Consider the following 12540-nt stretch of genomic DNA (forward strand, 5'->3'; position numbering starts at 1 on the left):
AGCCCGCTAACACGTTAGCGGGCTTTCGATAATTTGGCGGAGAGAGAGGGATTCGAACCCCCGGTGGGTATGAACCCACGCCTGATTTCAAGTCAGGTGCATTCAACCGAACTCTGCCATCTCTCCGGTGTCGAAAGGCTGTGTGCCTCAAGACGAAGCGAATGATAAAGAGCCCTAGCTCGCTTGTAAAGTAAAAATTTTAATCTTCTGGTTCGTTTGCTGTCATTTTATACAATTAGCAACAAAATTCACTTGAAAGCATTGCGACTCACCCCCACTTTTGAGATACACTGAGCACAGTTATTTATTTATCGGAGAAGAAAATGAACAACCAAGTTCACGCGTCAACCACACAACGTGGCGAATCGGTATTACAGACCAACAAAGTTCTACGTAACACCTATATGTTACTAGGCTTAACACTTGCTTTCAGTGCCTTCACTGCATTTTTGTCAGCAAGTATGGGCTTACCACGTCCAGGCTTGATTATTACGCTGGTAGGTTTTTATGGCTTATTGTTTTTAGTTCATAAAACTGCAAACAGCAGCATGGGCTTATTATCGGTATTCGCATTGACCGGTTTCATGGGCTACACCTTAGGCCCTATCTTAGGCATGATCAGTGCCATCGGTCCGCAAGGCGTTGAAATTATTATGACCGCACTTGGCGGCACAGCATTAATTTTCTTTGCATTGTCGGCCTATGTACTTACCACCAAGAAAGACATGTCCTTTTTAGGTGGCATGATGGTTGCAGGCTTCTTCGTGTTAATTGCGTTATTTGTCGCCAACCTATTCTTAAACATGCCGATGCTAGGCTTAGCGCTTTCAGGCTTGTTTATCTTGTTCTCAGCAGGCGCCATCTTGATGCAAACCAGTGCCATTATTCATGGCGGTGAGCGCAACTACGTGTTAGCAACTGTGACGCTGTATGTTTCTATCTACAACATCTTCGTCAGCTTGCTGAACATTCTAATGGCCTTTAGCGGCGACGATTAATTTGCCGTGACTGATTTAGTTATTGCGGTGCATGCCGCACCCTCAAACGAGCCCAAAAGCTCAACTCGCAGCCTGTTAGCGTTTCGATACGCGCAGGCTGCGCTTGCGTTAGGCCACCAATTGCAGCAAGTCTTTTTCTACCAAGCAGGCGTACTCCACGCGCGTGTTGATAGTCAGCAACAGTTATCGCCCATTGCCGCCGAGTGGGCTCAATTAAGTCGTGAGCATGGCTTCGATTTAGTCGTGTGTAGCACCGTGGTGGAAAGTGATTATCAGCTGCAAGCTGAACAGCTCGATGCGGCCTTTAAGCTTGGTGGACTTACTGAGTTTAGTGCCGCCGTAGCCAAGGCCGAACGGCTGGTGCAATTTTAATAGGGGCAGTAATGATAACTTTTATCATGCAAACTCAAGCACCAAGCGCAACAGCCACCTGGCACGGGCAAGATATGCTGTTAGCACTGGCAAGCTTAGAACTAAACCCGCAATTGGTCTTACTGGGTGACGCCCTTGCGCAACTGCAACGCGGCAAAGACGTAACCCGCGAGCAGCGCTCGCTACAAAAGCGCTATGGCTTATTAGGGTTATACGATTGCCCAGCACCTTTGGTGATTGAGGAAGATCTGCTTGAGCACGGCTTGAGTAGCGATGATTTTGTTAGCGACGTCCGTATTATCAGTCGCGCAGAACTACTCGCCTCACTTAGCCAAAGCACTAAAGTGATGAGGTTTTAAACAATGCTTGATGCTGACACCCCCGTGACTGAGCAGACGGTGTTTTATGTTCGTCAATGGCCCTTAGCGGCTCATGACAAAGCCTTGCTGCAACAAGCAACGCAGACCTCGCAAGTAATACTTTTATTAACTGAGGCGGCGTTACAGAAGCTCTGGCTAGAGCTCGACGCGCTGCTTGAGTTTCCGTACACCTGCTATGCGCTGCAATCTGAGATTGAGCACTTACGCGAGCACCTCGACAGCTATACCGATGCGCCCTTTCCTGCCTTTGTGATGCAGCTGAATGACGCCAGTTGGGTAGAGCTTACCCTGCAATCACAATTAGTGACCCACTTCGCTTAACGCTAGGATAAAAATCACCAATGTTTGACTTCAACGGCCGCCAGTACGCAACTGACAAGCATGAATACTTGGCCAATTTTGACGAATGGAGCCCGGAACTAGCAGTGTACATTGCGCAGCTTGAAGGTATTGAACTGAGCGATGCGCATTGGGAAGTGGTGCACTTTGTGCGTGACTTTTATCAAGAATTTGACACCAGTCCGGCGATGCGAGTCTTAGTCAAAGCTATCGGACAACGCTTAGGCGCGGACAAAGCAAAAAGTATCTATTTGTATCGTCTGTTTCCAAAAGGCCCGGCAAAGCAGGCAACCCGTATTGCCGGGCTGCCTAAACCAGCCAAGTGCATCTAGACCTTTAATTCAGTTTTGCCGCCCATGTACGGCTGTAGCACCTTTGGAATAGTCACCGAGCCATCGGCTTGTTGATAGTTTTCTAATACCGCCACTAATGCTCGACCTACGGCCAAACCTGAGCCATTTAACGTGTGCATGAGTTCAGGTTTTTTAGCACCTTTACGACGGAACCGCGCTTGCATACGGCGTGCCTGGAAGTCACCCATGTTCGAGCACGAGCTAATTTCCCGGTAGGTATTTTGCGTCGGTAACCACACTTCTAAATCATAGGTTTTACAGGCGCCAAAGCCCATGTCGCCGGTACACAGCAGTACCTTACGATAAGGTAGCTCAAGTAATTGCAGCACCCGCTCAGCATTTTCGGTAAGGGTTTCAAGGGTGTCCATTGAATGTTCTGGCTTGACCAGCCACACCAGCTCAACCTTGTCGAACTGATGCTGACGAATAAGGCCTCGGGTATCACGTCCATGAGAGCCGGCCTCGCTTCGAAAGCACGGCGTATGCGCTGCATACTGCAATGGTAATTGCTCTTCATCGGCAATCTCGTCACGCCATAAGTTCGTTAACGGTACTTCCGCCGTTGGAATTAGCGATAACGGCACTTGTTGCTCCGTTGCACCCTGCACATGGAATAAGTCTTCACCAAACTTGGGTAATTGGCCGGTGCCGTAGAGCGTGTCATGATTCACTAAGTAAGGCACATAAGCCTCAGTGTAGCCATGCTCGTTGACATGTAGGTTCAACATAAACTGCGCCAACGCACGGTGTAGCTGCGCTATGCCACCCTGCAGTACCACAAAACGAGCTCCTGCAAGTTTAGCACCGCGTTCAAAGTCCATACCTTTGGCGAGCTTCTCGCCTACATCAACATGGTCTAACGGTTCGAAATCGAATTCCTTGGGCTCACCCCAACGGCTAATTTCTTGATTTTCGTCTTCGTCTTTACCTAAAGGTACGGCACTATCTGGCAGGTTCGGAACACCTGAAATAATAGTGTGCAGTTGATTTTGAACATCACTTAAATCGGCTTTTGCTTGATCTAATTGCTGTCCAAGATCATCGACCGCAGCAAGCAATGGCTTAATATCTTCGCCTTGGGCTTTCGCTTTGCCAATGGCCTTAGAACGGGAGTTACGCTCGGCCTGCAAAGTTTCAGTGCGTACTTGCAGGTCTTTACGTTGCTGTTCAAGTTGTTCTAATTTTGCAACGTCTAGCTGAAAATTACGGGTCACGGCAAGGCGTTCTGCGGTTTCGGCGAGTTCACTACGAAATAACTTGGCGTCTAACATGCTAATTCCAAATCGATAAAAAATAAGTTTTAAGCCCCAGTACAATGGCGACTGCGGCGATACAACAGACAAAATTTAAACAGGCATAGGCTAGTGCCTTAAGCGTTTCTCCCGCTTGTAGTAACAACACTACATCAAGGGAAAAAGCTGAAAACGTGGTGAATGCTCCAAGCACTCCTACTCCGACCAACAACCATGTTTGTGCAGTGACTACACCTTGTTGATGTCCGAGGAATAAAATAGCCAATAAAAAAGAGCCTACTATGTTAACGATAAGTGTGCCGAAAGGGAATGATCTACCGAAAATAGCTAGGCTTGCTAAGGTAACTCCGTAGCGTGCGAGTGCGCCAAGCGCGCCTCCTAACGCAATATAAAAGCCATTAACTAACATCGTCATCTCGCTGCCAGGGGCTTTGTTTATCATTGTCGCGCAACCAATCAAGTTTGGCCTTCAACTGTCTCTCGAGACCTCGTTCACTTGGTTGATACAGGTCAGGGTGCCCCAAGCGCGTCGGCAAGTAACGTTCACCAGGCACAATCGCTTGCGGGAAATCGTGGGCATACCGGTAGTCAGCGCCAAACCCTTCTTGTTTATGTACTTTGGTGGGCGCATTGCGTAAATGATTCGGAACCGGCGCATCGGGGTCTTCTGCAGCCAGTTTTTTTGCCGCATTAAAGGCTTGGTACAGGGCATTGCTTTTGGGCGCTAACGCACAATAGACCAGCGCTTGTGCAATCGCGCGCTCGCCCTCAGCAGGGCCTACTCGGTGAAATGTGTCCCAGGCGTTGATGGCATATTGCAATGCGCGTGGATCCGCCGTACCTATGTCTTCCGACGCTAAGGCTAGCAACCGTCGCGCGGCGATAAGAGGATCACCACCGCCTTGCAAAATGCGCGCGTACCAATACAACGCGCCGTCGGCTGATGAACCACGTACCGATTTGTGTAACGCCGATAGCAAGTCGTAATAGATGTCGCCCTGCTTATCGAAGCCAGCTTGACGCCCACCAATCGCTTCAATCACCAACGGTCGGTCGATAGTTGCGCCGTCATTCACCGTATCAGCACAGATCTCGATCGAGTTGAGTAAACGGCGGGCATCGCCACCGGCAATATCGAGTAAATAATCTTTTGCTTCGTTGGTGACTTGTAACTGGCGCTTGCCTAAGCCCAATTCATGGTCGCTAAAGGCTTTCTCAAGCAACCCCTTGAGGTCGTCCGCCGCTAATGACTTGAGCCGATAGACGCGGGCACGCGACAACAGTGCGCCATTTAATTCAAAGGCAGGATTTTCGGTGGTTGCGCCGACAAAGATGATGGTGCCATCTTCAATATGCGGCAGAAAGGCGTCTTGTTGGCTTTTATTAAAGCGGTGCACTTCATCGACAAACAACAGTGTGCGTTGGCCCTGTTGCTGGTTGTTTTTCGCTTTGGCAATGGCCTCACGAATGTCTTTAACCCCCGAGGTAACCGCGCTGATGCGTTCCAATGCTGCGGTGCCCGTACGCGCGATAATTTCAGCTAAGGTGGTTTTTCCGGTGCCTGGCGGGCCCCACAAGATCATCGAGTGGAGTTGCCCTTGCAAAATAGCCTCACGCAACGGCTTACCCTGCCCCAATAAATGACTCTGCCCTGCATAGTCATCTAAAGTTAGCGGACGCATGCGCGCTGCTAAGGGTCGAAAGTCGGGGGCAAAATCAAAACTCTGGTTGCTCAAAGCTAGCTCTACTCCACTGCACCACGTTGGTCATCAACCGCACTCCCCGCAGGCACCTCAAATTTGAAGGTACTGGCAGGTAAGGCCGTATTGATCACAACATTAGATAACTCAATACGGGTTAATTGGCCCTGGCCATCATCAAGCACAAGCGCGTTTAACTGATCATCGGCAAAACTGATCTGTAGCCGTTGTTGGCTCGCTGCTCCAGCCACAGGGCTTAATTGATAACTGTTTGCTTCAGCCGATACTTGGTAATCAGCCCATGCATTTGCTTCACCATCAAGCAATAACAAAAATGGACTTTGCGCGCTCGATGCCTGTTGGTCATTAATCGTGACCTGCTCCACGAACGGGTCGTAATAGTAAAGGCTGGTTCCGTCGGCAATCAATACCAGCTCATCGGGAGCATCGCTCTGCCAGAAGAATTTATTTGGCCGCGCTAACGCTAATTCACCTTGCAGTTCTTGTACCAGTTCACCTTGCGGGTCAATCACCTGTTGTACGAAGTCTGCTTGTAAGGTGCTTATTGGCGCCAAGCGGTCTTGCAGGTCTTGTTTCGCGTCAGCCCATGCCACTGGCATAAACACTAAGCTCGCAGCACTGGCAAGGCTCGCCGCCTGTAACATCGTTTTCAATGCGTTCATTTTGCTAATCCTTAGTCACGTGGTGGGCGTGGTGCAAGCACCTCGCGCTGGCCGTTGCCAGACGCACTACTAACGACACCACTGAGCTCCATTTGTTCAACAATACGCGCGGCTCTATTGTAACCAATTCTGAATTTGCGCTGTACACTCGACACCGAAACCCGTTGCGTTTCGGTAATAAATGCCACAGCCTCATCATACAGGGGGTCACTCTCGGCATCGTCATCGCCCATACTTTCGCCTGGTAGCAATGCTTCCTCACTTTGATCACCGCTGAGGATTTCCTCTAGGTAGTTAGGCTTGCCGCGGCGCTTCCAATCAGCAACCACCGCATGTACTTCATGGTCATCAACAAAGGCACCGTGCACACGAGTCGGCACTCCGCTGCCAGGCGGTAGGTAAAGCATATCACCTTGGCCTAACAACTGATCAGCACCAGGTTGATCAAGAATCGTTCTGGAGTCGATTTTTGATTGCACCTGAAATGCAATACGGGTCGGAATGTTGGCTTTAATTAAGCCAGTGATAACATCAACTGACGGGCGCTGGGTTGCTAGAATCAAATGGATACCTGCCGCCCGAGCTTTTTGCGCGATGCGTGCAATCAGTTCTTCCACCTTTTTGCCGACAATCATCATCATATCGGCAAACTCATCAATCACCACCACGATACTTGGCACGGTTTCCAGTAACGGTGGCATTTCATCCATCGAATCGCCCGGCTTCCATAACGGATCACGCAGCGGCTCGCCCGCGGCTTGGGCTTCTTCAACCTTCGCGTTATAACCTTTTAAGTTACGTACTCCCAAGGCCGACATTAATTTATAGCGACGCTCCATTTCACCCACACACCAACGCAGAGCATTGGCGGCGTCCTTCATGTCGGTGACCACCTCTGTCAGCAGGTGTGGAATACCTTCATAGACGGATAATTCGAGCATTTTCGGGTCAATCATAATTAACCGCACTTGCTCAGGCGTGCTCTTATAAAGCAGGCTCAAAATCATCACGTTCACACCGACCGACTTACCAGAACCGGTCGTACCGGCCACTAGCAAGTGAGGCATTTTTGCCAGGTCAACAATCACCGGCTGACCTGAAATGCCCTTACCAAGCACCATCGTCAACGGCGACGCGGTCTGTTGGAACGCATCACAACTAATCACATCACTGAAGAATACTGTTTCACGGCTTTTGTTAGGCAATTCAAGGCCGACATACGATTTGCCAGGAATGACTTCAACCACTCGCACCGAGATGGCAGACAATGAACGCGCAATATCTTTATCGAGGTTAGAGATCTTAGAAACTTTTACACCGGGCGCGAGGTCCAGCTCGAATCTTGTAATAACTGGCCCGGGTTGCACATTAGCGACTTTTACTTCGACGCCAAAGTCTTGCAGCACCGCTTCTACGGTTTGGCTGATTTGCTCTAACTCGGCGGGTGTCAGTGGGTCGCCAGTTTTTGCCGGTTTATCTAACAGCGCAATCGACGGTAAAGGATCGAGCGGCACCGCTTTGGCCTCGCTATCGTCTGCACCTGATGCAGCATCACCGCCCTCAGCCACAGAGTCTGACACTTCCGGCTCGGGCGCGTCGGGCTCTGAAGTTTCGTTGCGGGCTATTTTCATTGATTTCTTTTCCGCTGCACCAAATAGGCCTAGATCAGGTTCAGCCTCGGCATCGTCGGTGGTGAGGGTAATATCTAGGTCCAGTTCGGGTTCTTGGCGTTCAAACAGTGCCTCAACACTTTCATCATCACTCGTTGGTTGCGGTTTGCTTTTAACTCTGCGACGTTTCTTTTTATCTTTGCGTGGTTGCTCGGCCTTTTCTTGGCTTTTGCTGCGCAGGGTTGCTAGCAGATGTTTGCTTTGCTGAACGAGCCACTGGGTGCCACGAATGGTCCATTCGCCAAGTTGATCGGCAAGCCACACCCATGACACCCCGGTCACCAAGGTTAGCCCCGTACACAGAAAGGTTAATAGCAGTAAGGTGGTGCCAATTAAATTGAAATAGGGCAACAACGAGCTACTAATGACGTCACCTACGACCCCACCCGCTGAAAATGAGTACAACTCAGAAAAATTTAACGACGCTAAAGCTGAGGCTCCCACTAACGTCAAAATCAAGCCAATCAGGCGCAAGCCCAACGCTAAGTAATCGAGCTCAATCAAGCGGTGTGGCTGACGGAACATCACATAGCCCAACCCCGCTAAGCCAAAGGGGATCACATAGGCAACAAAACCGAACGAGAATAACAATGCATCAGCAAACCACGCCCCTATCGCACCGGCGGCGTTTTCGATGGCGCCTTGATAACCGGTTTGCGACCAACTTGGATCCGCTGGGTTAAAACTGACCAATGCCAGAAACAGAAAAATAGCGAAAGCCCCACATAAAATGAGCCCCACTTCGAGTACGCGTTGTGCACCGCTCATGACGTTACCTGCGGTTGTTGTGCCACCACTGCCATGTCTCTCATTGTTGTTCCCTGTTAGCGTTTATTCTTATTTGTTCTGCTAGTGTAGCTTGTCAGCGCAATAGATTCAGCTGTTTTACCGTGTCTTTGCTAACCTTTTATCAGAACTTTGTTGTCGTCTTTAATTTCTTCCATTACCACGTAGGTACGCGATTCATTGACCCCTGGCATCATCAACAAGGTTTCACCTAATAGTTTCCGATACGAAGGCATGTCAGGTACCCGCGCCTTAATCAGGAAATCAAAGTCACCCGCGACTAAATGGCACTCTAAGATCTCTGGCGTTTTGCGCACCGCCTCACTAAACTCAGCAAAAGCGTCAGATGACGTACGAGTAAGGGTGATTTCGACGAAAACCATGAGGCTTGCACCTAATTTAGCCGCATTAATACGCGCATGGTAGCCCTCGATAACACCCTCTTTTTCTAACTTGCGCACGCGCTCACTGCAAGCCGTCGCGCTAAGCCCCACCCGACGGGCCATAGCAACGTTGCTCAAGCGCCCTTCATGCTGCAACAAGCGCAATATTTTCCTATCGATTCTGTCAATAGTGATTCCAACGGGTTCTTCGGCTGTAAACATTGTTTTTCACTATAATTGCTTTAATTGGCTTCATTATAGACGGAAAAACCATTAAAAAAAAGTACGAAACCAACCCCCTAGTTAGCCTATAATTGCCGCCGTAAATTGATATGTTTAACCGACAACTTAGATGGGAAGCAGTCCATGTTAATTGGTGTACCTAAAGAAATTAAAAACCATGAATACCGTATTGGTCTTACGCCTGCTGCAGTGCGTGAGTATGTTGCCAATGGCCACGATGTAATGGTGGAAAATAACGGTGGTGCGGCAATCGGTTTTACCAACGAAGATTATGAGCTCGCAGGAGCTACCATCGTTGCGGACCCAGCCGAGATTTTCGCCAAAGCCGATATGATTGTGAAGGTAAAAGAACCGCAGCCAAACGAATGTATGCAGTTACGTGAAGGCCAGATCTTGTACACCTACTTGCACTTGGCGCCCGATCCTACGCAAACTGAGTTGTTGGCGAAAGCAGGCGTGAGCGCTATCGCTTATGAAACCGTAACTGATGCAGCGGGCGGCTTGCCATTATTAGCACCTATGAGCGAAGTTGCCGGGCGTATGTCGGTACAAGCCGGTGCGCACAACCTTGAAAAAGTAAATGGCGGTAGCGGCGTTCTTTTAGGCGGCGTTCCTGGCGTTGAACCTGGAAAGGTATTGGTTATCGGTGGCGGCGTTGTTGGCACGCAAGCAGCAAAAATGGCCGTTGGCCTGGGCGCAGAAGTCACCATTCTTGACCGTTCATTACCACGCCTACGCCAGTTGGACGACCTTTTCCAAGGCCGCGTTAAAACCATTTACTCGACAGTCGATGCCATTGACAAATTCTCTCGCGAAGCTGACTTAGTCATCGGTGCCGTGTTAATTCCAGGTGCCGCAGCACCTAAACTGATCACCCGTAAGCACTTGGCCAACATGAAGCCTGGTAGCGTTGTGGTTGACGTTGCAATCGACCAAGGTGGTTGTTTCGAAACCTCTAAAGCGACCACACACCAAGAACCAACTTACGTCGTTGATGATGTTGTGCACTATTGTGTTGCCAACATGCCAGGTGGCGTAGCTCGCACTTCAACCATTGCCCTAAACAACGCGACACTGCCTTTTGGTATTGCCCTTGCGAATCACGGTTTAGCGGCCATGGAAAACAATGAACACTTACGCCGTGGCCTGAATATGCACAAAGGTAAAATCACCTATAAAGCTGTGCATGACGACCTAGGCGAGAAGTTAGGCCTCGATTATCAAGACCCTGCCGAAGCAATTCGCAGCTAATATCACCTCTTCGAGCCTTTGAGACCCGCACTTTGTTTGCGGGTCTCTTGTTTGTGCCCGTTGTAATTCATACAATCGCCCCTATGTATGAACAAATGACAAAAACTAAATTAAAGACAAACGGAGTACATTGATTATGGCAGACGCCAAACATTGCCGCCTTCTCATTCTTGGTTCAGGCCCCGCTGGTTATACCGCAGCAGTCTATGCCGCTCGAGCCAACCTCGACCCTGTGATGGTCACCGGAATGCAGCAAGGGGGTCAGTTGACCACCACGACCGACGTTGAAAACTGGCCGGGCGACGCCGAAGGTTTAACCGGGCCTGATTTAATGGTCCGCATGCAGCAACATGCTGAAAAATTTAATACGGAAATCGTTTTTGACCATATCAATAAGGTCGACTTCTCAACCAAGCCATTCCGGTTATTTGGCGATAGCCACGAATACACCGCCGATTCTGTTGTTATCTCAACGGGCGCATCGGCGAAATATTTAGGCTTAGACTCTGAAGAAGCCTTCATGGGTAAAGGTGTTTCTGCGTGTGCAACCTGCGATGGCTTTTTCTATCGTAACCAAAAAGTCTGCGTGGTCGGTGGCGGTAATACGGCCGTTGAAGAAGCGCTCTACTTGGCGAATATCGCCAGTGAAGTACACGTGATTCATCGCCGCGAAGAATTCCGAGCAGAGAAAATCCTGGTCGACCGGTTAATGGATAAAGCAGCCAATGGCAACGTCACTTTACATCTAAACAAAACCCTCGATGAAGTGTTAGGCGATGACGCTGGCGTTAACGGCGTACGCATTAAAGATACGCAAAACGGTAGTTTTTCTGAGCTTGAGGTTATGGGCTGCTTTATTGCCATCGGCCATCAGCCAAACACCGGTATTTTTGCCGACCAGTTAGAAATGCAAGACGGCTATATCGTGGTTCAGTCTGGGCTCAACGGTAATGCCACGGCAACCAGTGTGCCTGGCGTATTTGCCGCGGGCGACGTAATGGACCATGTTTACCGTCAAGCGATAACGTCAGCGGGCACCGGCTGCATGGCCGCTCTCGATGCCGAGCGTTACCTTGACGCTTTAACCAAAGCCTAAGCGACAGCATTTAGGTGTTTCGCTTAACCGCGAACGACCATAGCTTTCCGCGACCAGAGTTGGCGTTGCGTGATCCTAATGGTTTACTGGCGATCGGTGGTGACCTACATCCCGATCGCCTTATTAACGCCTACCGTAATGGCATTTTCCCTTGGTTTTCCGACGATACACCGCCGTTATGGTGGAGCCCCGATCCGCGCGCCGTATTCACCCCTGAAAGTATGCATGAAAGCCGCTCAATGAAGCGATTTCGGCAACGCACCGAACTACAAGTGACACTCAATAGCGACTTTTCGCAGGTTATCGCAGCTTGCGCAGACATTCATGAGCAAGGCGCGGAAGGCACGTGGATCACCCCTGAGCTTGAGGCTGCATTTAATCGCCTACACCAACTCGGACACGCTCACTCGGTGGAAGTTTGGCAAGATAAAACCTTGGTCGGCGGTATGTACGGTGTTGCTATTGGCACGGTTTTTTGTGGCGAAAGCATGTTTCATCGTCAAACCAATGCATCGAAACTCGCACTCTTTGTGTTTGCGCAGCATTTTTTCGGTGCTGGAGGCGAAATGCTTGATGCTCAGGTTGCTAATCCGCATCTAAGTCGGCTCGGCATGCATGAAATACCGCGCCAACAGTTCCTGCATTTATTGCGCACTACGCAGCAAGACAAAGCCGTTTTACCCGGTAATTTTTGGCAGTCGCGGCAGCTGTCGCACAAATCAAGTGGCAATTGTCGCTGAAAACAGCTAAAATTCTGACCACTTTTTCTAGAGCATACCTTTTTAACTGAAGAATCGAGGATTTGAATGGCAAAAGAAGACAGTATTGAAATGCAAGGCACGGTTCTGGATACCCTGCCGAACACCATGTTCCGCGTTGAATTAGAGAACGGTCACGTGGTGACGGCACATATTTCCGGTAAAATGCGTAAGCACTACATCCGTATCCTTACGGGTGATACAGTCACTGTGCAATTGACGCCTTACGACCTAACCAAAGGTCGCATTGTCTTCCGCGCGCGCTAAACGCAGCC

Annotated in this window: 15 protein-coding genes and 1 tRNA gene; 9 read left to right on the top strand and 7 right to left on the bottom strand. The window is 49.7% G+C overall.

Annotation, left to right across the window (positions count from 1 at the left end; translation table 11 throughout):
- Window positions 1-34: 34 nt before the first annotated feature.
- Window positions 35-126 (bottom strand) — tRNA-Ser (locus PSI9734_RS02860).
- A 197-nt stretch (window positions 127-323) separates the two neighbouring features.
- On the opposite strand from PSI9734_RS02860, the gene PSI9734_RS02865 reads away from it, so the two are divergent.
- Genes PSI9734_RS02865 through PSI9734_RS02885 form a run of 5 tightly spaced genes read left to right on the top strand, consistent with a single transcriptional unit; the run spans window position 324 to window position 2421 of the window.
- A complete protein-coding gene (locus tag PSI9734_RS02865; RefSeq protein ID WP_173919593.1) occupies window positions 324-998 on the top strand; it encodes a Bax inhibitor-1/YccA family protein in 675 nt (224 codons plus the stop codon).
- A gap of 6 nt (window positions 999-1004) precedes the next feature.
- On the top strand, window positions 1005-1370 hold the full coding sequence (locus PSI9734_RS02870) for a DsrE family protein (protein WP_246194695.1): 366 nt from the start codon (window positions 1005-1007) through the stop codon (window positions 1368-1370).
- An 11-nt stretch (window positions 1371-1381) separates the two neighbouring features.
- Complete coding sequence (locus tag PSI9734_RS02875) at window positions 1382-1729, top strand: DsrE family protein (protein WP_173919594.1); 348 nt, start codon at window positions 1382-1384, stop codon at window positions 1727-1729.
- Window positions 1730-1732: 3 nt separating this feature from the next.
- Window positions 1733-2071, top strand: coding sequence for a hypothetical protein (locus PSI9734_RS02880; protein WP_173919595.1), 339 nt, complete (start codon window positions 1733-1735; stop codon window positions 2069-2071).
- A 20-nt stretch (window positions 2072-2091) separates the two neighbouring features.
- Window positions 2092-2421 (top strand): TusE/DsrC/DsvC family sulfur relay protein, encoded by a 330-nt coding sequence (locus tag PSI9734_RS02885; protein ID WP_173919596.1) that lies wholly within the window; start codon window positions 2092-2094, stop codon window positions 2419-2421.
- Here the strand turns inward: PSI9734_RS02885 and serS are convergent.
- From serS to lrp, 6 genes are all read right to left on the bottom strand, one after another.
- A complete protein-coding gene (gene serS / locus PSI9734_RS02890) occupies window positions 2418-3713 on the bottom strand; it encodes a serine--tRNA ligase (RefSeq protein ID WP_173919597.1) in 1296 nt (431 codons plus the stop codon). The two genes, PSI9734_RS02885 and serS, sit on opposite strands and share 4 nt — an antisense overlap.
- 1 nt (window position 3714) lies before the next feature.
- Window positions 3715-4110 (bottom strand): fluoride efflux transporter CrcB, encoded by a 396-nt coding sequence (gene crcB / locus PSI9734_RS02895; RefSeq protein WP_173919598.1) that lies wholly within the window; start codon window positions 4108-4110, stop codon window positions 3715-3717.
- Window positions 4094-5431 carry a replication-associated recombination protein A gene (locus tag PSI9734_RS02900; RefSeq protein WP_173919599.1) on the bottom strand — a complete coding sequence of 446 codons (1338 nt, stop codon included), beginning with the start codon at window positions 5429-5431 and terminating at the stop codon, window positions 4094-4096. Before PSI9734_RS02900 ends, crcB begins: the two co-directional genes overlap by 17 nt.
- A gap of 8 nt (window positions 5432-5439) precedes the next feature.
- A complete protein-coding gene (gene lolA / locus PSI9734_RS02905; RefSeq protein WP_173919600.1) occupies window positions 5440-6078 on the bottom strand; it encodes an outer membrane lipoprotein periplasmic chaperone LolA in 639 nt (212 codons plus the stop codon).
- A gap of 11 nt (window positions 6079-6089) precedes the next feature.
- Window positions 6090-8516, bottom strand: coding sequence for a DNA translocase FtsK (locus PSI9734_RS02910; RefSeq protein ID WP_173919601.1), 2427 nt, complete (start codon window positions 8514-8516; stop codon window positions 6090-6092).
- A 131-nt stretch (window positions 8517-8647) separates the two neighbouring features.
- The gene (lrp, locus tag PSI9734_RS02915) at window positions 8648-9139 is read right to left on the bottom strand and encodes a leucine-responsive transcriptional regulator Lrp (protein WP_173919602.1); all 492 of its coding nucleotides are present in this window, start codon (window positions 9137-9139) and stop codon (window positions 8648-8650) included.
- Window positions 9140-9283: 144 nt separating this feature from the next.
- Here lrp and ald point away from each other — a divergent pair, with 144 nt between their 5' ends.
- The 4 genes from ald (at window position 9284) to infA (ending at window position 12532) form a co-directional block, all read left to right on the top strand.
- On the top strand, window positions 9284-10411 hold the full coding sequence (gene ald / locus PSI9734_RS02920; protein WP_173919603.1) for an alanine dehydrogenase: 1128 nt from the start codon (window positions 9284-9286) through the stop codon (window positions 10409-10411).
- A gap of 136 nt (window positions 10412-10547) precedes the next feature.
- The gene (gene trxB / locus PSI9734_RS02925) at window positions 10548-11507 is read left to right on the top strand and encodes a thioredoxin-disulfide reductase (protein ID WP_173919604.1); all 960 of its coding nucleotides are present in this window, start codon (window positions 10548-10550) and stop codon (window positions 11505-11507) included.
- 14 nt (window positions 11508-11521) lie between these two features.
- Entirely contained in the window at window positions 11522-12247 is a 726-nt protein-coding gene (aat, locus tag PSI9734_RS02930; protein ID WP_173919605.1) for a leucyl/phenylalanyl-tRNA--protein transferase, read from the top strand.
- 66 nt (window positions 12248-12313) lie between these two features.
- Window positions 12314-12532 carry a translation initiation factor IF-1 gene (infA, locus tag PSI9734_RS02935; protein WP_008489926.1) on the top strand — a complete coding sequence of 73 codons (219 nt, stop codon included), beginning with the start codon at window positions 12314-12316 and terminating at the stop codon, window positions 12530-12532.
- Window positions 12533-12540 lie beyond the last annotated feature (8 nt).

Origin of the sequence: Pseudidiomarina piscicola (assembly GCF_902806985.1) — a bacterium.
Classification (GTDB): Bacteria; Pseudomonadota; Gammaproteobacteria; order Enterobacterales; family Alteromonadaceae; genus Pseudidiomarina; species Pseudidiomarina piscicola.

Coding starts and splice junctions, on each gene's coding strand:
- PSI9734_RS02875 (WP_173919594.1), top strand. CDS start 1,382: ATGATAACTTTTATCATGCAAACTCAAGCACCAAGCGCAACAGCCACC.
- ald (WP_173919603.1), top strand. CDS start 9,284: ATGTTAATTGGTGTACCTAAAGAAATTAAAAACCATGAATACCGTATT.
- trxB (WP_173919604.1), top strand. CDS start 10,548: ATGGCAGACGCCAAACATTGCCGCCTTCTCATTCTTGGTTCAGGCCCC.
- PSI9734_RS02885 (WP_173919596.1), top strand. CDS start 2,092: ATGTTTGACTTCAACGGCCGCCAGTACGCAACTGACAAGCATGAATAC.
- PSI9734_RS02865 (WP_173919593.1), top strand. CDS start 324: ATGAACAACCAAGTTCACGCGTCAACCACACAACGTGGCGAATCGGTA.
- lolA (WP_173919600.1), bottom strand. CDS start 6,078: ATGAACGCATTGAAAACGATGTTACAGGCGGCGAGCCTTGCCAGTGCT.
- infA (WP_008489926.1), top strand. CDS start 12,314: ATGGCAAAAGAAGACAGTATTGAAATGCAAGGCACGGTTCTGGATACC.
- crcB (WP_173919598.1), bottom strand. CDS start 4,110: ATGACGATGTTAGTTAATGGCTTTTATATTGCGTTAGGAGGCGCGCTT.
- PSI9734_RS02910 (WP_173919601.1), bottom strand. CDS start 8,516: ATGAGCGGTGCACAACGCGTACTCGAAGTGGGGCTCATTTTATGTGGG.
- lrp (WP_173919602.1), bottom strand. CDS start 9,139: ATGTTTACAGCCGAAGAACCCGTTGGAATCACTATTGACAGAATCGAT.
- serS (WP_173919597.1), bottom strand. CDS start 3,713: ATGTTAGACGCCAAGTTATTTCGTAGTGAACTCGCCGAAACCGCAGAA.
- PSI9734_RS02880 (WP_173919595.1), top strand. CDS start 1,733: ATGCTTGATGCTGACACCCCCGTGACTGAGCAGACGGTGTTTTATGTT.